General features: G+C 63.4%; 17 protein-coding genes. 9 read left to right on the top strand and 8 right to left on the bottom strand.

The genetic code is table 11. From position 1 onward, the window contains the following. The first annotated feature begins 142 nt into the window (after positions 1–142). The 3 genes from DEIDE_RS15485 (at position 143) to DEIDE_RS15475 (ending at position 2,057) form a co-directional block, all read left to right on the top strand. The gene (locus tag DEIDE_RS15485; protein WP_012695270.1) at positions 143–334 is read left to right on the top strand and encodes a hypothetical protein; all 192 of its coding nucleotides are present in this window, start codon (positions 143–145) and stop codon (positions 332–334) included. Positions 335–671: 337 nt separating this feature from the next. Then, positions 672–896: a DUF2171 domain-containing protein gene (locus DEIDE_RS15480; protein ID WP_012695269.1), complete on the top strand. Its 225-nt coding sequence runs from the start codon at positions 672–674 to the stop codon at positions 894–896. A gap of 222 nt (positions 897–1,118) precedes the next feature. Beyond that, a complete protein-coding gene (locus DEIDE_RS15475) occupies positions 1,119–2,057 on the top strand; it encodes an MBL fold metallo-hydrolase (RefSeq protein WP_012695268.1) in 939 nt (312 codons plus the stop codon). 109 nt (positions 2,058–2,166) lie between these two features. On the opposite strand, the gene treZ is transcribed toward DEIDE_RS15475, so the two are convergent. The 8 genes from treZ to DEIDE_RS15435 all read right to left on the bottom strand — a co-directional run bounded on the left by treZ (position 2,167) and on the right by DEIDE_RS15435 (position 13,065). Continuing rightward, entirely contained in the window at positions 2,167–3,960 is a 1,794-nt protein-coding gene (gene treZ, locus DEIDE_RS15470) for a malto-oligosyltrehalose trehalohydrolase (protein ID WP_012695267.1), read from the bottom strand. A 106-nt stretch (positions 3,961–4,066) separates the two neighbouring features. Beyond that, the gene (locus DEIDE_RS15465; protein WP_012695266.1) at positions 4,067–4,918 is read right to left on the bottom strand and encodes a cyanophycinase; all 852 of its coding nucleotides are present in this window, start codon (positions 4,916–4,918) and stop codon (positions 4,067–4,069) included. Then, entirely contained in the window at positions 4,899–5,804 is a 906-nt protein-coding gene (locus tag DEIDE_RS15460) for an isoaspartyl peptidase/L-asparaginase family protein (RefSeq protein ID WP_012695265.1), read from the bottom strand. Before DEIDE_RS15460 ends, DEIDE_RS15465 begins: the two co-directional genes overlap by 20 nt. Continuing rightward, entirely contained in the window at positions 5,797–8,589 is a 2,793-nt protein-coding gene (cphA, locus tag DEIDE_RS15455) for a cyanophycin synthetase (RefSeq protein ID WP_242403008.1), read from the bottom strand. Before cphA ends, DEIDE_RS15460 begins: the two co-directional genes overlap by 8 nt. 588 nt (positions 8,590–9,177) lie before the next feature. Further along, positions 9,178–9,813 carry a DUF6766 family protein gene (locus DEIDE_RS15450; RefSeq protein ID WP_012695263.1) on the bottom strand — a complete coding sequence of 212 codons (636 nt, stop codon included), beginning with the start codon at positions 9,811–9,813 and terminating at the stop codon, positions 9,178–9,180. Between the two features lie 54 nt (positions 9,814–9,867). Then, positions 9,868–10,746, bottom strand: coding sequence for an FRG domain-containing protein (locus tag DEIDE_RS15445; RefSeq protein ID WP_012695262.1), 879 nt, complete (start codon positions 10,744–10,746; stop codon positions 9,868–9,870). Positions 10,747–10,751: 5 nt separating this feature from the next. Continuing rightward, a complete protein-coding gene (gene glf / locus DEIDE_RS15440; protein WP_012695261.1) occupies positions 10,752–11,888 on the bottom strand; it encodes a UDP-galactopyranose mutase in 1,137 nt (378 codons plus the stop codon). Next, positions 11,881–13,065, bottom strand: a complete 1,185-nt coding sequence (locus DEIDE_RS15435; RefSeq protein WP_012695260.1) for a glycosyltransferase family 1 protein — start codon at positions 13,063–13,065, stop codon at positions 11,881–11,883. The genes glf and DEIDE_RS15435 overlap by 8 nt, the downstream gene beginning before the upstream one ends. Before the next feature lie 373 nt (positions 13,066–13,438). Here DEIDE_RS15435 and DEIDE_RS15430 point away from each other — a divergent pair, with 373 nt between their 5' ends. The 6 genes from DEIDE_RS15430 to DEIDE_RS15405 are packed head-to-tail and all read left to right on the top strand — an operon-like array spanning position 13,439 to position 19,987. Then, positions 13,439–14,974, top strand: coding sequence for a phytoene desaturase family protein (locus DEIDE_RS15430; RefSeq protein ID WP_041227877.1), 1,536 nt, complete (start codon positions 13,439–13,441; stop codon positions 14,972–14,974). Positions 14,975–15,014: 40 nt separating this feature from the next. Then, complete coding sequence (locus DEIDE_RS19805; RefSeq protein ID WP_012695258.1) at positions 15,015–16,463, top strand: carotenoid biosynthesis protein; 1,449 nt, start codon at positions 15,015–15,017, stop codon at positions 16,461–16,463. Further along, a complete protein-coding gene (locus DEIDE_RS15420; protein ID WP_242403007.1) occupies positions 16,460–17,170 on the top strand; it encodes a lysophospholipid acyltransferase family protein in 711 nt (236 codons plus the stop codon). Before DEIDE_RS19805 ends, DEIDE_RS15420 begins: the two co-directional genes overlap by 4 nt. Continuing rightward, positions 17,167–17,544: a DoxX family protein gene (locus DEIDE_RS15415; RefSeq protein ID WP_012695256.1), complete on the top strand. Its 378-nt coding sequence runs from the start codon at positions 17,167–17,169 to the stop codon at positions 17,542–17,544. Before DEIDE_RS15420 ends, DEIDE_RS15415 begins: the two co-directional genes overlap by 4 nt. Next, complete coding sequence (locus tag DEIDE_RS15410; protein WP_012695255.1) at positions 17,541–18,614, top strand: glycosyltransferase family 2 protein; 1,074 nt, start codon at positions 17,541–17,543, stop codon at positions 18,612–18,614. Before DEIDE_RS15415 ends, DEIDE_RS15410 begins: the two co-directional genes overlap by 4 nt. Next, complete coding sequence (locus tag DEIDE_RS15405; protein ID WP_012695254.1) at positions 18,611–19,987, top strand: phytoene desaturase family protein; 1,377 nt, start codon at positions 18,611–18,613, stop codon at positions 19,985–19,987. Before DEIDE_RS15410 ends, DEIDE_RS15405 begins: the two co-directional genes overlap by 4 nt. Positions 19,988–20,052: the final 65 nt, after the last annotated feature.

Raw genomic sequence — 20,052 nt, 5'->3', positions numbered from 1 at the left:
GTCGGGGTAGGGCTGGGGCCGCACTTGTGGACAGGCACGGAGGAGGGTTCGGAATCTGACTGAATATGCCCGAAGGCAGGTGCTCTCAGCCTCTTTCTCCTCCGCAATGTTGTGGTCTTCAAGTCCACAGAAAGGTGACCGTATGAAACTTTCTACTGTCTTTTACACGCTTGGTTTTGCTTCAATCGCCCTCAGCGCCTCGCAGTTCCTGACCAGCGAGAGTGCCGATAAGGAACGCAACGGACTGTTCATTGGCCACTGGCCTCCGACGCTGTTCTTACTCGGAGAAATCGCCGAGGACCGTGAGCGTCAGAGCAGTCTTCAGTCCTCGTGAACCTGACTGTTCGCTGCTCTCCGTAACACCTTAGGGTGCCTGCCCACACGAACCAAAGAGTATGAACCTGGACCACCTTGGTGGATCATCACTGCTTTGTATCGCTGGGGCCTATTGCAGAAAGGTTTCACGATGAATTGAGAGGGTATTGTGCCAAGTTTGGTCTTTTGGGCACTTGAGCTGGCCCCGGAACTCTTCGACGTTTTGGATGAGTTGTTTCGCTGCTTTCCTGCTCCACGACGACCCGGCGTCCCTATCGTACCTGCGCCTCCGAATGTCTCATACAGGAGAACAGCCGGTCACCCCGTGATCAGGCACCGCCGAAGAGAGGAGACCTATGACCTATTCCGACAACGATCCGCACCCCGATGTTCAACCAGGCATGGAGGTGGTCTGTTCCGATAGCTACGTTCATGGTCACGTCATCAGCACGTCTGGACCATACCTGCAGACCACTGATCCAGACGGCCGGGCCCATCACCTGCCCCTGTCGGCCGTGTCCCACGTAGACAGCCAGGTACACCTCAACATGACCCACCAGGAACTGATCAACGCCCTATAGAGTTGTGCGCTGCCCGCCTACCTGTGTCCGACACACAGAACGGAGAGTGCAAACGCCTCAGGGTGGTGCCAACTGATTTACGCCGCCGGCTTTGGGTCAGAGACCGACAAGGTGTCCGCTCGAGCCAGGTTCACGCGCCCATCTTGTTGCTCAGTGATCCGCAGGGAATGAGTGCGTGTGCACTCTGCCCGATTTTCCTTGACCTTCAGGAGGTCGCTGCCCATGACCCAACCGCTCGAGCGCCTGCCGCACCACCCGCCCGTATCCACCTTTGGCGGTACGCAACAGTTGCGCCCAGACGTGGTGCGTGTTCGTCTGCCTATGGTCAACGTGTATCTTCTGGGCCTTCCGGGGGAACCGTGGGTTCTGGTCGATGCAGGACTGCCGGGGACTGCTGGCCTGATCCAGGCCGCCGCCCGAAAGATTCATGGCGAGCGTCCGCCGGAGGCTATCGTCCTCACGCATGGGCATCTGGACCATATCGGCGCCCTCAAGGCCCTGAAAGTCGCCTGGAACGTGCCGGTGTACGCGCACTCCCTGGAGCTGCCTCATGTCAACAACGTGGCCCCCTATCCGTTCCCGGACCCCACGGTAGGCGGCGTTATGAGTCTGCTGTCTCCCGCCTTTGTTCCTGGTCCCTTTGACCTGCAGGTCAGCGCTCTGCCCGAAACCGGGGCGGTGCCTCACCTGCCTGAATGGCGCTGGCTGCACACTCCTGGGCATACCTCCGGTCACGTCTCGCTGTGGCGTGACCGCGACCGGTCACTCATCGCTGGAGACGCCTTCGTCACCACGCATCAGGAGACGGTTCGTGGAGCACTGCTGTTACAGCCGACCGTGGTTCAGGGCCCACCGGCCTACTACACCCCAAACTGGGACGCAGCCAAAGAGTCGGTCCACCTTCTGTCGGCCTTGAATCCGGAGATGGCCGCTACCGGGCACGGCCATCCCATGTCCGGCCCTGAACTCATGGCGTCGCTGCACCGGCTGGCCAAGAACTTCGACGAGGCGGCGCGGCCAGTGCAGGGCTGGTACCTGACCCGTCCAGTGCCCGTGGCCCCTGCCCAGGCCGGTCAGCCGGACCCCTGGAGAACCCGGGTGCTGGCGGGCATGTTGTTTCTGGCTGTCTTCCTGCTCAGCGGGCAGCGCCGGCGCCGCTAAGAGGGGTCCAGCAACGAGAGGAGCACCTGCGTGTTCACGCAGGTGCTCCTCTCGTTGCCCACTCATAGTGGATACGAGAGAACCAGTGCTGGTCTGTAGAGCAGCAGGTTCAGGAACCAGACAGAGCGAAAATGGCAGCGCTGCGAGCCGGGATGCCTGAGCCGGCTTCTGAGGTACGCAGAAGTTCATGAGCCTGATCGAGGCTGAACGGCAGCGATTCGTATGCTTCCATGTCTTCGTGGCCAAAGTTGACCACCAGCAGGCGGCGCTGGTCGCCAAGCCGACGTTCCGCCCAAAGTACCGGGCCGGCAGACCCCGCCAGCAGCTCGCCTCGTGAAGCATGGTTCATCACCGGGTCCTCGCGGCGCAGCCGCAGAAGCCGGCGGTAGACCTCCAGGACACGGGCGTGCCGGACGTCCTCAAGCTCGGCCCAGTTCAAGGTGCTGTGCACATAGGTGGATTCGGCCTGAGGATCAGGTACCGCGTGCGCGCCGAAACCCTTAAAGCCTGCAAACTCGGCCAGGCGCCCCTCGGTGACCTGCCGCCCCAGCTCACCGGGGAAATCGGAAAAGAACTGAAACGGCGTGCTGGCCATCCATTCCTGTCCCTGGAACAACAAGGGTGTCATGGGCAGAAACAGCAGCAGTGCGCTGGCCGCCAGGAAGCCTTCGTCACCGGCAGTTTCCTGAAGGCGGTCGCCGGTGGCCCGGTTACCGATCTGGTCATGATTCTGAATGCAGTACACGAAGGCCGGAGCCTCCAGGCCATCGGCAGCGCGCCCCCGCGGTTTGCCGCTCAGCGGCCAGGGCTGGCCTTCGTACAGCCATCCGCGCTCGATACAGCGTGCCAGGTCAGCCACGTCCGGTGGATAGGCCGCGTAATACCCGTCCTGCTCACCCGTCAGCACCACGCGCACCTGATGATGAAAATCATCGGTCCAGATGCCGTCGACACCGTTTTCCTGCACCAGCGGCGGAAAATTGCGGTCGTCCTCGCAGAAGACGTAGGTCGGAGCTCCCCGTTCCTGACCCAGGGCGTGTGTCCGCTCGGCCAGTTCCGCGAGGATGTGCTTTTCGCTGGTATCTACGATCTCGTGAGTGGCGTCCAGCCGGAAGCCATCGAATCCGTAGGTGCGCAGCCAGTGGTCCGCCGAGTCGAGGGCCAGCTGCCGCATGAGGGGTTGCGTGTAGTCCGGCGCCGCCCCCCAGGGGGTCTGGTGCTCCGGATTGAAATATTCCGGGCTGTAAGCCCCCAGATAGTTTCCGTCCGGACCGAAATGGTTGTACACCATATCCAGCAGCACCAGCAGCCCGTGACCGTGGGCCTCGTCGATAAACGCCTGAAGGTCTTCCGGTGGCCCATAGGGCGCGAAAGGAGCAAAATGCGCGACTCCGTCGTACCCCCATCCACGCTGCCCCGGAAAGGCGGATAACGGCAGCAGTTCAATGGCAGTGACGCCAAGTTCCTGCAAGTGCCCCAACCGCTCTGCCGCTGCCCGGTAGGTGCCCCCGGGCGTGAAGGTGCCCACGTGCATTTCGTAGATCACCAGTTCATGCCGCTGACGCTGCGGAGCGCGGTGCCGTGCCCTGTAGCGGCTTTCCCACACCACCGCGGGGCCATGGACGCCCTCAGGCAACCAGCGGGCATACGGATCAGGAAAGGCCTGTCCACCAACTTCAAACTTGTAGCGCGTGCCGGGTCCAAGGTCGGCAAAGGTGCCTTCGAACACGCCGCCGCCTGCAGCGTTCAAAGAGCGGCGGGAAGTGTGGTCACCGTCGTACACCAGCAACGCGGCCTCCTGCGCCTGGGTGCTCCACAGCCGGAAGGTCGTGCCTTCCGGCCCCGTGGAGGCCCCCAGTGCAGGCGGACGTGCAACCGAAGCAGGGTCAGACAGTCTGGTCATGGGTGAATCCTTTCATGAGGCCAACGCCCGGGCCATGGCGTTATTGACAAGACTGCGCTCATGGTCGCGGATTCGGGAAAGGCCCTTCCAGAGCGCCATGATCTGGTCACTGGCGTTGCTCTTCGGCCTCTTTAGCCGCCGGAAGCCCAGGTTCGCGTGCCCGAAGGTCATAGGTATCGCCGGCCGCCAGGACATGCAGGCGCACGTCGTGAATCGACAGGGTCTCTCCGGTGCGCGCCTCCGCCACGTTGGAGTGCGTGACCCCAGAGCCGTCAGCCACATAGACGCCGCCGCTCCCGATCACCGTGAAGCAATCTCCCCGCACCACGATGGCGGTATCTTCGTCAATCCCGATCCCCAGAACCCGGGGATTCTGAGCGACCGCGCCCAGCAGGCGTCCCATCCGCCCACGTTCTGCAAAATGCTGGTCAATGATCACGCCGCGGATCAGGCCCAGGCCAGGAGCCATCTGGAGCTCGCCCACGCGGTAGGTTTCCTCGCTGCGGCCCTTGACGAGCATGGTCTCGCACATCATTGATGCCCCAGCCGACGTGCCGGCGATGACTCCGCCTTCCAGGTAGATTTCGCGAAGGCACTTTTCTACCGGAGTGTCTGCAATCAGGCTGGTAATCCTGAGCTGATCGCCTCCGGAAAAGAGCACTCCAGTAGCTCCCTGAAGTTTGTCCAGGGCTGACGTCTTGCTGGCGTCCGACCGTTCGTCCAGGTACAGTTCGACCAGCTCACTTACATCCAGGCCTTCAAAGCCTTTCTGGTAGCTCTCGAAGTACCCTTCGCGGGTATGTGAAGCCACCGTGGCGATCACCAGCTTGCCTCCACCGGATAACCGGGCCACTTCCTTCAGGATCTCGCGCGAGTCTTCCTTGTCCTCATGACCACCGATAATCACCAGCGTGCCTTTGCCCGGAAGGGCGCACCGTTCAGCGTGGGGTAGTTCCATGTGCTCCCTCCTCCTGTTTCGTCAGATAGACCTTTGGTCCCTCGCTGCCGGCTGCCTCAAACGCGACCGGCATATGGGGGCTGTTGTGCCACCAGCCCAGCTGACCATCCGCAGTCAGCGCGATCCCACCTGCCTCGCCGCCGATACGGGCCGTCATTTCGCTGAGCGTCGCTTCGATGGCCTCAGCCGGGCCAGCCTCCGCGGCCAGACGGCCCATAATGCGGCCGGCGCTCATCATCCGGGCGATGCGCTCGCCCTCACCGGTCAGGGCGACTGCGCCTACTTTGTCCTCGGCGTAAAACCCGCAACCAGGCTGTGGGGAATCGCCTACGCGTCCGACCCGTTGCCCGTCGAGGCCTCCGGTAGACACGGCGGCAGCCACGTGTCCCTGGGCGTCCAGAGCCACGCAGCCGACCGTATCGCACGTCCGCTTCGCGGCATCGGAAGCAATCAGGTCGTTTGGGTCACACAGCTCTGCGCTGCATTCACGGGCAAAGCGGTTGGCCCCGTCGCCCACCAGCAGGATGGCCTCGTCACGCAGCAGGCGGGCTGCGACCTTGACCGGGTTCCGCACGCCTTTAAGCGCTGCCACGGCGCCCACGTCCAGCGTACGCCCGTCCATCACCGACGCCTGGGTCTCCACTTCGCCGTCCTCGTTCTGAGCCGAGCCGTATCCGGCATTGAAGACCGGACGGTCCTCCAGAACGCGAACTGCCGCCTCGACTGCGTCGACGGCGCTTCCGCCAGCTTCCAGTACAGACCGTCCGGCCTGCAGCGCTGCCAGGCAGCCGTCCCGGGCGGCGTCCTGCTGATCGGCGGGAACTTCGTGGGCGCCGCCATGAACCATGATGGCCCAGCGCGCCCTGGTTACAGAATTTTCAGTCATGAGATCCTTTTGCCCAGGCCGAATAAGCAAGTTCAGGCTCGGCCAGGGCACTTGAGCTGTCAAAGTCACGCATCTGCTGCCAGGTGGCTTCAACCTCGGTGGCCAGCAGGACCACCAGGTCACCCGGCACGGCCAGGCGAAGGGCGGCGTCCACTGCAGACGGCTCATCAAGGATGGTCTGCATATGGGCTGAGTCCAGACCGCCGCGCAGGGCGCCTTCCTCAATCAGGCGGGCACCTTCTCCGACAGCCCTGCCGCGGCGCAGCTCGTCCTCCCGCACAATCAGGACATCAAAGGCTTGTGCAGCCAGCTCTCCCATCCGCACGATGTCCTCGTCTCGGCGGTCGCCAGCAACACCCATCACGCCGATCACGCGGCCCTTGGGGGGGCGCAGATGGCCGATCAGTTCTCTGAGATGCTCCATGCCGGTAGGGTTATGCGCGTAGTCGAGCAGCACCCGGAACGGATGGCCGTCATACAGGTTCAGGCGGCCGGGACTGAGCTCGAAGGACGTGGAGAAGCTGCTGAGCGCTGAGCGGATCATCTGTAACGGTACCTGCTGAGCCACGGCGATTGCCGCTGCGGCCAGCGCGTTCTGCACGTTTACCTGGGCGAACCCGCCCAGTGTGGCAGGAATGTCCCGGGCGCGCATGATCGGCTGGCGCCGGTCGTCCTGGTACAGCACCAGTTCGTCGCCCAGCACGGTGGGTTCGCGCACGATGGCGGTGCCGCCCCCGCCGATGTGCTCCTTAAGCTCGGCCGAGTAGGCTCCGCCGCCGCACATAGAGAACAGAATGATTTCTCCCCGCGCCTTGCGACGCATTTTCAGCGTCAGGGGATCGTCCGCGTTCAGCACACTCGCACCGTTTCTGGACACGACCTCGACAATCAGAGACTTGACCCAGGCCAGGTCTTCAATGGTCTCGATCCCCTTGAGGCCCAGATGGTCCGGCTGAATGTTCAGGACTGCTCCTACGTCACAGGTCGCGAAGCCCAGGCCCTCCCGGAGGATCCCGCCGCGCGCCGTTTCAAGGACAGCAACTTCCACGCTTGGGTCACTCAGAACCACCTTCGCGCTTTTGGGACCGGTGGTGTCACCGCTGACGACCTGCTCGCCACCGATGTAAATGCCGTTCGAAGTGGTCAGGCCGACGACCTTCCCGCTTTGCTGCAGGATGTGCGCCACCATGCGTGATGTAGTGCTTTTTCCGTTGGTGCCGGTGATGGAAATAATTGGCATGCGGCACGGCACGCCCGGGGGAAACAGCATGTCCAGCACCGGAGCGGCCACATTGCGCGGCGTGCCTTCCGACGGTTGCAGGTGCATCCGGAACCCGGGAGCCGCGTTCACTTCCACGATGCCGCCGCCTGTCTCGTGTACAGAGCGCGAGATGTCCGGGCTGATCAGGTCGATTCCCGCGACGTCCAGACCGATCACCTTGGCGGCACGCCGCGCCACAGTGATGTTGTCTGGATGAATGACGTCCGTGCGGTCCACGGCGGTGCCGCCCGTGGACAGGTTGGCCGTGTCGCGCAGAAAAACGGTCTGTCCGGCGGGCGGCACGCTCTGCAGGGTCCAGCCGGCCTTGGCCAGCAGTCCCAGCACGTGCTCGTCAATGCGGATGCGCGTCATGATGTTCTCGTGGCCCTCGCCGCGCCTGGGGTCCCGGTTGACTTCCTCGACCAGCGCCTCGATGGTGCGGGTACCGTCACCGACCACGTGTGCCGGAATCCGCTCGGCCACAGCCACAACTTCGCCGTTGATGACGAGCACCCGGTGGTCGTTGCCCTGAAAGTACTGCTCGACCACCACGTCACGGCTGTGCTGCCGGGCCTCAGCGAAACCCTGGCGGACCTGCTCATCTTCGGTCAGCTCGATCGAGACTCCCCGGCCGTGATTGCCGTCCAGGGGCTTGGTCACTACTGGCCCACGCAGCCGGCGCGCTGCGGCCACCGCGTCTTCCGCCGTCCGGACGACAGCTCCACGCGGAACCGGCAGTCCGGCGCGGTCAAGTAACGCCTTGGTCAGGGACTTGTCACTGGCAGTCATGGTGGCAATGTGAGCCGTCTGTCCGGTGATACTGGCCCGCACCAGCTGCTGGTGCCGGCCGTACCCCAGCTGAACCAGGCTGGCGTCATCCAGGCGCAGATGGGGAATGCCCCGTTTTTCTGCCTCACTGACCAGCGACTGCGTGGTGGGCCCCAGGGTGTAGCGTTTGGCCAACCGGCGCAGGGCACTGACCTCGGCTTCAAAATCAAAAGGCGAGCTGGCAAAGAAAGGCTCCTCACCAGCCGGCACGAGCAGCTCCACGCCTTGAACTCCTCGCAGGTGCTCCGGCAGCAGACTGTCCACCAGCCGGAGCGCTACCGCTCCGGCTGCCAGACCCAGGCGCTCTTCGCGGTAGGTATACAGCACGTTGTAGACCCCTGGCTGGCCCTTGACCGAACGGGTCTTGCCGTAGGTGACGCGGCCACCGACCAGGGATTGCAGGTCCAATGCAACATGTTCGGTGACGTGTCCAAGCCAGGTTCCGTCCTGCATCCGGCGGATCAGGCCTCCAGGCTCCTTGTAGGAACAGCCGTGGTTGTGCAGAGACGGCAGCAATGAGACCAGGGCTTCAGTAAATCCAGGCAGGGCACTGGTCGGATACTGTTCCAGATCACCCAGGTCCAGCTGGAAACGGATCATCGGCTCGTACCCGTAAACGTTGGGTCCGCGGTAGATCTGTTTTTCAATTACCCGCATGGGACGTGGAGTAAGGGGCGTAGGTGCGGCATCATTCATAGGGGGTCTCCGTTTCAGTGCCCGGGTGGATCCTGATCAGGCATTAAAAGAAGCTAGAGTTGTCTGAGACGCCGTAAACACAGATTCTGCAAAGTCTGTCAGCGAAAAAACTTGCGCTGTTCTTGATTTGGCTAAAGATGGAGTAAACAAGGCAGCGTGCGAGGTTCTGGGACGTCTTTAACTCTGGCAGTCACGGACTGTAAGCCCTTTTGCACATTGGTACTTTTCACGAGTCCAATGTGCTGACAAAGCACAACTGATGTCGGCCGCTCTGTCACGGTGAAGTCGAGGTTTATGCCGTGATGACGGGCTGCCGATCGGAGGCCCGGCATTCAATAATGCTGAGTGCCTGCTGCTCCGTCATGCTCCCGATAATTCTGAAACTGCCAGAGCCCTCTATGGAACGACCCGGCGTCCCATGGGCGGCCGGATCAGCTTCTCAGACTGTTCCAGTCAAGTGCCTTTCGCACGTACCTGGGCTTTTTACATCTACTATCGATCCTTCTCGGCTTATCCCAAGCCATCATGAGCCAGAGGTCTCAGAACGTGGATAGCTCCCGAAGTCAGGCTGCTAAAGAAGTTCCCGGGTTATGAATCGCCTGTTTTCTCATTGGGGTCGTCCAGAGCCTTGGACTGTGAAGACCCGATTTGACGCAGGAAAATGGTGAGTACAACGATGGCGGTGACTGCCAGAAACTCGCTTTGCCAGTTCTGGGCAGATTCAAACCAGAAGGTGGGTTCTTTAAGGAACTCGCCCAGGGGAAGTGGATCATGGCCCTGTGCCAGACGCTCGTGGTTGAAATTGCGCATCGAGCTGACAAAGTGCAGCAGCAAAGATATGAAAAAAAGTCCGAACAGCGTCACTGTCAGGGAGTTTCGTTTCCAGAAGCCGCGAACGGCACTGTCACGCCTGTTCTTTTCACGCTGTTCTTTAGTCTCCTCCTCAGGGTAAGGATTGGATTCGGCGGATCCACGCTGCCTGAGATAGACCGTCAGGACGACAAACGCCGCCATCTGTAAAAATTCGCTTTCCCAATTTTCGGTGGTAGTGGACCAGAAGTGTGACGAGAGCAAGTATTCGCCCAAGCTCAGGCTCCGCTGTTTTAATTCTTCCAGCTCCTGGTTATGGACCGCCCACCCACTGATCGCCTGACCAGCCCACAACACGAAAAAGAAAATCATCAGGACAATACTGAGCGCATTATCAGACCAGAATTTTTTCAAAGTGCCTCCAGAGCGGATACTCAGATTGTTGCATGTGCTGAGCGCCTCACAGACCTAGTGCTGTTGCCGGCGATCCGATTCTGGTGCAGGTTCATCAGGACTAGGGACTCCGTCATCGCGCAGTCGGTAGTACCGCCGGAGCCACTGACTCAGCCCATTAAGATCTGGAAACAAGGTTCGCTCAGTGATGTTGGAGCCGTCGAGCTTGTCGCGCACCTCCCACTTCAGCGCAGCGGGAAGAATGATCCGCCGGGCCGCGCCTTCGCGCCCGCTAAGCCAGACGTCGAGGGTCATTTCTGGGTCAGAAAGCACGGAAAACAGGGCCGACTGCTGCACGATTCTCTGGTCGAGTGAGGGAGGCTCCAGGAACAGCAAAAAAGGTTGCCCGGATTCGGCCTCCATACGGTCAAGCCAGGTCATCTCGGCATCAAAGGCCAGCGCGTCCCGTCCCTGCGTGCCGAGGAGTTCAAGCATGTCCACGGTAAACACGCTGGCGCCCTCGCGGCGCAGCAGGTCGGACAGTGCCTGAGGGAGGGCCTGATTGGTCTGGCCGGCATTGAGCATCCAGATCACGCCGTCCTGGTCGAAGCGTTCTTCCTGAGCGGTGGCAAAGTGCAGAGCCACCAGGGGAGAATAGGTCCAGTCCAGCAGCCGGGTCGGCAGCCCATGATGCTGGCCCAGCGACAGCCAGTACCACAGCAGGTCGCGGGTCTTCACATTCGCTTCGGCATACTTCCGGAAGGCCCGGACCAGATGCCGCTCGATATCCCGGGTGTTGCCGGCCAGCCGTTGCAGCGAAGTGGTCAGGGGCGCGTCGTGCCCCTGACCACGGAAGACATACGGTGACCGGAAGCGCCTCAGCGCCGGATTCCAGGATTCTCCATGCAGAACCTCCATCAACTCGGTCCATGAGTTGACCCGGATATCCTGCAAGAGGCCTACTCCTTCTCGCCCTGCAGCTTGCGGAAGGTGGCCAGTGACTGAGCCACCACCTGATCCATGTTGTAGTAGCGGTAGGTTGCCAGACGGCCCACGAAGGTCACGTCATTGCGCTGCTGTGCCAGCGCCTCGTAGCGCTTGTACAGTTCAGCGTTCTCCGGGCGGGGCACCGGGTAGTACGGATCCCCTTCAGCCTGCGGGTACTCGTACACCACGCTGGTCTGATGATGCCGCTGCCCCGTGATGTGCTTGAACTCACTGACGCGGGTGTAACCGTAATCGTTGGGATAATTCACAGTCCCGACGGGCAGCAGCTGATCCACGTCATGCGTCTCGTGGCGGAATTCCAGGCTGCGGTAGGGCAGTTTGCCGTAGCAGAAGTCAAAAAACGCATCGACAGGCCCCGTGTAGATCAGGTGACCGTGCGGAATGAAATCCACGATCTGACGGTAATCGGTGTTGAGCATCACCGAGATGTTCGGGCTCGACAGCATGTTCTGGAACATGCGGGTATAGCCGTGCAGCGGCATGGCCTGATAGGTATCGGCAAAGTACCGGTCGTCCCGGTTGGTGCGGGTTGGGACGCGGGCCGTGACGCTCGCGTCGAGTTCGCTGGGGTCCAGGCCCCACTGCTTGCGGGTATAGCCCCGGAAGAACTTGTTGTACAGGTCGCGGCCCACTTTGCTGACCACAACGTCTTCGCTGGTGCGGACCGAGTCGACCTTCTCGGCCACCGAGGCAAAGAATTCCTCCACCTGAAAGGCCGTCAGGTTCAATCCGTACAGCTTGTTGACCGTGTCCAGGTTGATCGGAATGGGCAGCAGCTGACCATCGACATTGGCCAGTACGCGGTGCTGGTAGGGGCGCCACTCGGTGAACTGCGACAGGTACTCGAACACGTCCTTGGAGTTGGTATGGAAAATGTGCGGTCCATACGGATGAATCAGTACGCCTGAGTCGTCGTAGCAGTCGTAGGCGTTGCCTCCGATATGGGGGCGGCGGTCTACGATCAGGACCCGGCGTCCAGTGTTTGCCAGCCGCTCGGCCAGCACACTTCCGGCAAAGCCGGCGCCCACAATGAGGTAATCGAAGCTTTTCCCGTTGTCCCGGGCCTGCATCTCCCGGGGTTCAGTCATCGGCGCCCTCGAAGTACGCTGCTCCAGCGGCCAGAGGTACCGCCGAGTGCAGGACAGCTGCTGCTTCAAGTTCGTCACGCATGCCCTGCCACGTCAGGTCCCAGGAAAGCTGTGACAGATAGGCGTCCGCGCGCTCCTGCCGGAGCCTGGCTGCAGAGGTGCCGGCTTCTGCCAGAGCAGCGGCGCAGGCTGCTTCAAAGGCGTCGGCACCATCAGCGACTCGTACCATGTCACCGTCGCCGTAAGGACGAATCACGTCGCAGATCCCCGTGGATACCACGGGAACACCTGCTGCCAGATACTCTGGAGTCTTCGTGGGGCTGATGAATTCGGTCGATGCATTCAGGGCGAAGGGTAGCAGTGCCACGTCCCAGTGGGCAAGATAAGCTGGCAGGTCTGCGTATTTCTTCTGCCCCAGATAGTGCAGGTTTTCGCCACGTGGGAGCTCTGCCTCGTCGATTTTGACCACGGGGCCCAGCAGCACGAACTGCCACTCCGGGCGGCGCCGGGCCACTTCGCCAATCAGTTCGATGTCGAAACGCTCGTCGATTACACCATAGAACCCGAGACGTGGCCGGGCCAGCGTTGCTTGATCGGCCGGGTCAGCCAGACCGGCGCGGGCCTGTGCAAAGTGACTGACCTCCACGCTGGACGGGAAGGGGTGAACGTTGCCGTGCTGGAGGCATTTGGCCTCGTACAGCCGGTGACCGCCAGTAAAGACCACATCGGCCTGCTGGAACAGCGCGGCTTCACGTCGGCGCAATTCCGGTGACGCGCCTTTGAAGTTGGCCAGTTCATCCATGCAGTCGTAGACCGTGACGCGTGGACTCAGACGTGCGGCAACCGGCAGTTCCATGGGGGAATACACCCACAGGTCGTATTCGGTGAGGTGTTCTTCGGCCACCAGGTCAGCCAGCAGTTTGGCTGTGATCGACTGGGCCTCGGCGGGAGCCAGCCCAACTTGCAGATAAGGCGTACACACGGTGACGCCGCACTCGGTTCGTTCCAGTTCGAAATGATTGGCAAAGTCGCCAAACATGGGTTCTTCAACGTAATACACACGTCGGTCTTTGGCCGCCCGGGTCATCAGGTGCTGTGGGCGCTGGTAAACAAAGTTCCAGCGCAGATGAGACAGCACGATCAAGGCAGGAGTCGGAATTGTAAGGGGCTTAGACACAGGGCTCCTCCCAGTTCAAAAGAACTTGTGAAAGTTATAAACAAAGAAGTACGTCAGGCGACAGAAACTACGTCCCCGACGGGTCTGGAGCCCAAATATATGTCACAATCGCCACGTTATTTTTGGCAGAAGAATCATGTCTGTGAACGGTGGTCAGAGAGTCGGATGAAGACTTCTTAAGACTGTGGCGTGCTCTCAGCACGAAATCTGCCTATCAGCTAAACTATTAAGTTCTTTTAATCACATGAACTGGCTGGGAGTGACCTCGTGCCTGCCCCACATATAGGTTGACCGGTCCAATCGTTGAACGACGCTCCCATCCTGCTCTTTCTCAGGCCAGCTTGGCAAGAGCAGCATGTCAAACTGCTTCAACATGACTGATTTCGATGTGATCGTGATGGGAGCGGGTCACAATGCTCTGGTCACGGCTGCGTATGCGGCGCGCGCGGGCCTGCGTGTCGGTGTGTTCGAGCGCCGGCATCTGGTCGGCGGCGCTGTGAGTACGGAGGAAATTATCCCGGGGTACCGGTTCGACTATGGGGGCAGCGCTCACATCCTGATCCGAATGACCCCAGTGGTTCAGGAGCTCGAGCTGTCGCGGTATGGCCTGCACTACCTGGAACTTGACCCCCTGTTTCACTGCTCCGACGGGGAGACTCCCTGGTTTATCTGGCGTGACCGGGAGCGCACAGCACGCGAGTTGGACAGTACCTTTCCCGGACAGGGCGAAGCCTATTCGCGCTTCCTGGATGACTGGACGCCCTTTGCCCGGAGTGTCGCCGAACTGTTTAACAGCGCTCCTGGGCCGCTGGAACTGGGCCGCATGGCGGTGGGCAGCGGCCGGGGGCGCGACAGCGCCCGGCAGCTCAGCCGCATCCTGCGCCCCTACGGCGAGGTGGCCCGTGAATACTTTTCGGAAGAGCGCGTCCGTGCCCCGCTGACCTGGATGGCCGCGCAGAGTGGCCCTCCCCCGACCGATCCACTCAGCGCTCCTTTTCTGCTGTGGCATCCGCTGTATCACGAGGGCGGCGTGGCGCGGCCAAAAGGCGGCAGCGGTGGCCTGACCCAGGCCCTGACCCGAGCGACCCAGGCGCACGGCGGGCAGATTTTCCTGAATGCGCCGGTGCAGGACATCCTGGTCAAAGAGGGCCGTGCCCAGGGCGTGCGGCTGGCCAATGGGGAGATCTACACGGCCCGCGCCGTGGTGGCCGGATCGCACGTTCTGACCACCGCCGGCGCCCTGCCACCGGAATACGTCCCGGCCGCTGCACGGGACGTGCGGGTCGGCAACGGGTTTGGCATGATTCTGCGGCTGGCGCTCAGCGGCAAGGTCCACTACCGCCAGCACACCGAGCCTGAAAGCCGGGTGGGGCTGGGCCTGCTGATCAAAAGCGAACGTCAGCTGATGAAAGGCTACGGTGAATTCCTGGCCGGTGAACCCACCACCGATCCCCCGCTGGTGGCCATGACCTTCAGCGCCGTAGACGATTCACTGGCGCCGCCTGCAGGCGAGGTCCTGTGGCTGTGGGCCCAGTATTATCCGTTTGAACTGGCCTCCGGAAGCTGGGAGACCCGCACGGCCGAGGCCCGTGAAAACATCCTGAATGCTTTCGAGCATTACGCGCCGGGCACCCGCGAGCAGATTGTCGGCGAACTGGTGCAGACGCCTGCGTGGCTTGAGCAGCACCTGGGGTTGCACCGCGGCAACGTGATGCACCTGGAAATGACTTTTGATCAGATGTTCGCCTTCCGGCCGTGGATGCAGGCCAGCGGCTACCGCTGGCCCGGCGTCAAGGGGCTTTACCTGACCGGGGCCAGCACCCATCCCGGCGGGGGCATCATGGGCGCGTCCGGGCGCACCGCGGCCCGAGTACTTCTCAGCGATCTGACGCGCCGGCGGTGGCAATGACCGCTCAGATGGTCCTGCTCCTGGATCTCAGGCGGTTCATATGACGTACCTGCAGTACCACCTGGTGTTTATCGTGCCGGTGCTGCTGGTGCTGGCGGCACTGACCGCGCGGCGCCGTGGTCCAGTGGCAGGCCGGTATAACACCAACGACCGCTGGAGCTGGAGCTGGTTCTGGGCCCTGCCGCTGGTGGCCGCCGCATACACCACTCCCTGGGACAACTATCTGGTGTTCCGCGAGGTGTGGTCCTACCCGCCCGACCGGGTGCTGGGCCGTCTGGGATACGTGCCTTACGAGGAGTACGCGTTCTTTTTCCTCCAGACCCTGATCACGGGTCTGCTGCTGCTGCTGCTGCTGCGCCGGGGCGGACCGGCACGGATCGCGTCCCGGCCAGAGCTCGTCCGGTGGGGCGGCGCGGCGCTGCTGCTGGGGCTTGCCTTTATAGGAGCGCTGTGTCTGCGTCAGGAAAGCACGCTGTACCTGGGTCTGATCCTGGCCTGGGCCATGCCCGTCCTGGCCGGACAGTGGGCCTTTGGGGGAGACCTGCTGATGGGCCGCGCACGGCTGTTCTGGACCGCGACGCTGCTGCCCACGGTGTACCTGTGGCTGACCGACGCGTACGCGATCACGCACGGCATCTGGCAGATTTCCGCGCGGTACACCACTGGCCTGAACCTGGGCCCCCTTCCTCTTGAGGAGATGCTGTTTTTCCTGGTGACCAACTTGCTGGTGGTCACTGGACTGATGCTGTTCCTGCATCCGGCGGCTCTTGAGCGCCTTGGCCGCGCCCGTCCGTACCTGCGTCCATGGCTGGGCTTTGCAGCGCTGTACCTGCTCGCCAAAATTCCGGTTCCCCTGTGGCCAGGTGGGTTCCCGTTGCTCGGAATGCTGAGCACGGTGTTTCTGTGCCTGGCAGCTCTGACATACGCCGCCCAGCGGGTGGGTTGGGGCCGGGCCCTGTCTCTGCTGCTGCTGGGCAGCGGGACGGGCTGGCTGGTTGAGTGGGTCGGCAGCCAGACCGGGCTTCCTTTCGGCCACTACAGCTACCAGGGCGCTCCGGCCCCCACGCTTCTGGGCGTTCCCCTGATTGTGCCGCTGGGCTGGTTTGCCATGACCCTGGTGGCCACGCTGCTGTCGGGTGGGCGGGCGTGGCTCGCGGGACTGCTGCTGGTGGCCTGGGACCTGGGACTTGAACCCCTGATGACCTCCCAGGGCTACTGGACCTGGCAGGACCCCCACCCGCTGTGGAGCGGCGCTCCACTGCTGAATTTCGTCGGCTGGTGGGGCATAGGCACCGCGCTGAGCTGGGCGTTCGTGCGGCTGGCCCCGGGTTTGCAGCCGGCAGCTTCGGCCCTCCATCCGGGGCAGGTGTATCTGGTCGAACTGCTGTTTCTGCCCGGAGGTCTGCTGCTGTTCGGTCAGCCGGTCGCTGCAGGCGTCACCCTGGTGGCCATGGCGCTGGTCCTGAGCCAGACCCGGCGGGCGGTGTGAACCGCTGGTGGATCGCCCGGATGCTGCGGGCCACCATCCGGCGGCAGGTCCGCCAGGGCCTTGCGGGCCTCTGGGTCAGGGGAGAGGCGCCCCAGGGGGGCGCGGTGCTGGCCCCCAACCACCATTCCTGGTGGGACGGATACCTGCTGGCCGAGTTGGCCTGGCAGGCTGACCAGTCCCTGCGCGTCATGATGACCACGCGGCAGCTTGCCCGGTTTCCGTTTCTGCAGCTGATCGGGGCCCGGCCACCTGAACAGCTGCGTCCCCTGGCGCGTGACGCTCACGCCGGGTGCTGGGTCGTTGTCTTTCCCGAAGGAGCGATTCAGGCCGCCGGACCCCTAGTTGACCTTCAGCCCGGAGCGGCGTGGCTGGCCACTGCCGCCGGGGTTCCGCTGGTGCCGGTGGCCCTCCGGGTGGCGGTGCGCGCCGGACCATCCCCCGAGGCGTTTGTGCGCTTCGGCAGGCCGTGCCCTGCTCCAGAGCTGCCGGTGCGTCTGGCGGAGGTGCTGGCCGCACTTGACACCGATCTGGCTGCCGCCGATCCTGCATTGCCTCCTGCCGGGTATCTGCGCCGCGTCATGGGCCGTACCAGCCGCCCGGATGAAGTCACGCCGGCCGTTCGCTGGCTCGCCCGGCTGAGCGGTTTTCAGGCGCCCGAAGAAGCCCCCCATCATCCCCGTGGGCGACACGGCAAAATGCGCCCATGAGCCTGCGATCCCGCCCGGACCCTTCCACGGTGCTGCTGGCGGCCCTGTTTATCTCCGCTGGGATGATGCATTTTCTCAGACCGGAGTTTTTTGACCGTATCGTGCCGCCCGCCACGCCGATGTCGCCGCGCACCGCGACGCTGCTGAGCGGTGCGGCAGAGCTGGCAGGCGGCCTGGGGTTGCTGCATCCCCGGACCCGGCCGGCGGCCCGCTGGGGCCTGCTCGCCCTGCTGGTGGCGGTTTATCCGGCCAACCTGTACATGGCGCAGGACCCCGAGAAATTCAGCACTCCGGCCTGGGTGGTCTGGGCACGGCTGCCGCTTCAACCGCTGCTGATGTGGTGGGTCTGGAAAACCGGACGCCGGACGTCATGAAGGCGCTGTTGCGTACCCTGCCGTGGGTTGTCCTGTCGGTCAAGGTGGCCGTGGCCCTGGTCAATGTGGTGGCCTTTCCCCGATTGGTTCCTGGCGGCGCTGGCTCCGAGAAGTCCCGGCGGGTCTCGGTGCTGGTGCCGGCCCGCGACGAGGCTCCCAACCTGCGCCTCAACCTGGGCGGCGTGCTGGGTCAGGAGGCCCTGGAAGTGCTGGTTCTGGACGACGACAGCCGGGACGAGACCAGCGAAGTGGCCGCCGGTCTGGGAGCCTGCGTCCTTCGCGGCCAGCCGCTGCCGCCGGGCTGGAACGGCAAGACCTGGGCATGTCATCAGCTCTCCCGCGCGGCTCAGGGAGACTTTCTTCTGTTTACCGACGCAGACGTCACGTGGTCACCTGGAGCTCTGAACGCACTCCTGGCTGAGCAGGAGCGGACTGGGGCCGACCTTCTGAGTGTCTTTCCGCGTCAGGCGAACGTCACCCCAGGCGAGCGGCTGCTTACGCCGCTGGTCGATCATGTGCTGCTGACGCTGCTGCCTGCGCCCCTGCTGCGCGTGCGGCACCGGCTGGCCAGCGCGGCGAACGGCCAGGTCATGCTGTTCCGGCGCGAAGCCTATACCCGCCTGGGGGGACACGCCGCCGTTCAGAACCACCTGCTGGAGGACGTCGCGTTGTCTCAACACGTCAAGGCTGCCGGAGGCCGGGTATCGGTCGCCCTGGGCCGCGACCTGATCAGCGTGCGGATGTACCGGTCCTATCCGGAGTCGGTGAGGGGCTTTGGCAAGAATGCGCTGACGGTGCATGGCGGATCCCGGCTGGCCCTGAGCGCGTCCTGGATGTTGAATCTGCTGACCTACACCGTTCCGTTGCTGCGGGGCCACCCCGGACCAATTCTTCTGGCAGGACTCGAAGGTGTGCTGGTCAGACGCCTGACCGGGCGTACCCGCCCCGCCGACCTTGCGGAAATACTGCTGGCCCCGCTGCTGCCTCTGGCGGCCCTGCCGGTGTATGTGCGTGCCCTGCGGCGGAACGTGGAATGGAAGGGCCGCCATTACGCCCAGGACCGCCAGTGAATGTGGTCGTGATCGGCGCCGGTTTTGCCGGGCTGGCTGCCGCGCTCCGCTTGTCGCGCGGTGGCGCGCGCGTGACTGTTCTGGACCGGCTGGACCGGGCTGGGGGCAAGGCCGCGCTGGGCGACGAGGACTTCTCCAGCGGGCCTACCGTGGTGACCATGCCCCAGGTCTTCCGGGCCCTGTATGAGCGCTTGGACTGGGATCCCCCGGCGCTGGAGCCCGCCCGGCCGGTGACGCTCTATCACGCCCCTCACGGCCGCACCTTTGGCCCTGAAGCGCCGGGACAGCCTGGGGCGCTGGAGAGTACCCTGGCCCAGCTGACCACGCCCGAGGCCAGCGATTACCGCCGCCTGCTGGCCCTTGCCCGTGAGCTGTACGAGGCGGCTGCTCCCACCTTTCTGTTTGCCCAGCCTCCTGGACCTGCGGCGCTGGCCCGGTACGCGGCCCGGCATGGCCGCCGCGCCTCCCCACTGACTCCGCTGCACCAGCTGGTGGAGAGTGGCCCGTTCCTGACCCCCTTCTGGCTGCGGTTCGCCACGTACCTCGGCGCGGACCCCTACCGCGCTCCGGCCGTACTGCACAACATTGCCTGGGTCGAGCTGGGCGGCGGAGTCTGGCACCTGGAAGGCGGTCTGCTGCAACTCGCAGCCCGGATGCAGGCAGAAGCCCAGGCCAGAGGCGTGCAGTTTGAGAGCGTCACGCAAGTCACTTCGCTGCATACGCGGGGGGGACAGGTGGTTGCTGCCCACACCTCACGGGGGGTATTTACTGCCGACGCCTGGGTCAGCGCCGCGGATCATCATCTGACGGCCCGGTGGCTGGGGCGGCAGACCCGGCACGCCGCACTGGGTGTGAGCGGCTTTGCCCTGCAGCTTCGTCTTCATGAGGACTACGGGCAGGGTCACCACGTGTTCTGGCCTGCCGACTACCAGCAGGAGTGGCGCGACATCCGCCGCGGGAAGCTGCCGCGTGACCCCACGCTGTACCTGCACCTCGATGGCCGGCGGGCCTTTGTGCTGGTCAACGCTCCGCCGCAGCCGGAACTTCATGCCCAGGCTGACAACTACGCCGCGCTGATCCTGAGCCAGCTTCAGGCGCGTTTTCCCCTGGCCGTCGCGGAGTGGCGGGCGCTTTCTCCTGAAGACTACGCGCGTACCGCCAGGGCCGGGGCCCTGTATGGCCGTGCGCCTCACGGGCTCCTGGGCAGCCTGCGCCCGGGCTGGCGGGTCCGCGGACTGAGCAATCTCGTGCAGGTGGGCGGAACCGTATTTCCCGGAGGCGGCGTGCCGCTCTCTATGCTGTCGGGTTGGAACGGCGCGGGCGAATTGCTGGGGCTCCCATACGACCCGCTGGGCGGCCCCGACTTCGTGTAAAGCGCATCGCCAACCCTCTTCGGCCTGTGGAAAGGGCCGCCGCAGGTTCCGGATCCATGTGCACC

The sequence above is a fragment of the Deinococcus deserti VCD115 genome, assembly GCF_000020685.1.
GTDB classification, from domain to species: domain Bacteria; phylum Deinococcota; class Deinococci; order Deinococcales; family Deinococcaceae; genus Deinococcus; species Deinococcus deserti.
The sequence above is the reverse complement of the archived record's forward strand: the minus strand, read 5'-3'. Positions and strand labels throughout refer to the sequence as shown.

Coding starts and splice junctions, on each gene's coding strand:
- DEIDE_RS15485 (WP_012695270.1), top strand. CDS start 143: ATGAAACTTTCTACTGTCTTTTACACGCTTGGTTTTGCTTCAATCGCC.
- DEIDE_RS15480 (WP_012695269.1), top strand. CDS start 672: ATGACCTATTCCGACAACGATCCGCACCCCGATGTTCAACCAGGCATG.
- DEIDE_RS15475 (WP_012695268.1), top strand. CDS start 1,119: ATGACCCAACCGCTCGAGCGCCTGCCGCACCACCCGCCCGTATCCACC.
- treZ (WP_012695267.1), bottom strand. CDS start 3,960: ATGACCAGACTGTCTGACCCTGCTTCGGTTGCACGTCCGCCTGCACTG.
- DEIDE_RS15465 (WP_012695266.1), bottom strand. CDS start 4,918: ATGGAACTACCCCACGCTGAACGGTGCGCCCTTCCGGGCAAAGGCACG.
- DEIDE_RS15460 (WP_012695265.1), bottom strand. CDS start 5,804: ATGACTGAAAATTCTGTAACCAGGGCGCGCTGGGCCATCATGGTTCAT.
- cphA (WP_242403008.1), bottom strand. CDS start 8,589: ATGAATGATGCCGCACCTACGCCCCTTACTCCACGTCCCATGCGGGTA.
- glf (WP_012695261.1), bottom strand. CDS start 11,888: ATGACTGAACCCCGGGAGATGCAGGCCCGGGACAACGGGAAAAGCTTC.
- DEIDE_RS15430 (WP_041227877.1), top strand. CDS start 13,439: ATGACTGATTTCGATGTGATCGTGATGGGAGCGGGTCACAATGCTCTG.
- DEIDE_RS19805 (WP_012695258.1), top strand. CDS start 15,015: ATGACGTACCTGCAGTACCACCTGGTGTTTATCGTGCCGGTGCTGCTG.
- DEIDE_RS15415 (WP_012695256.1), top strand. CDS start 17,167: ATGAGCCTGCGATCCCGCCCGGACCCTTCCACGGTGCTGCTGGCGGCC.
- DEIDE_RS15410 (WP_012695255.1), top strand. CDS start 17,541: ATGAAGGCGCTGTTGCGTACCCTGCCGTGGGTTGTCCTGTCGGTCAAG.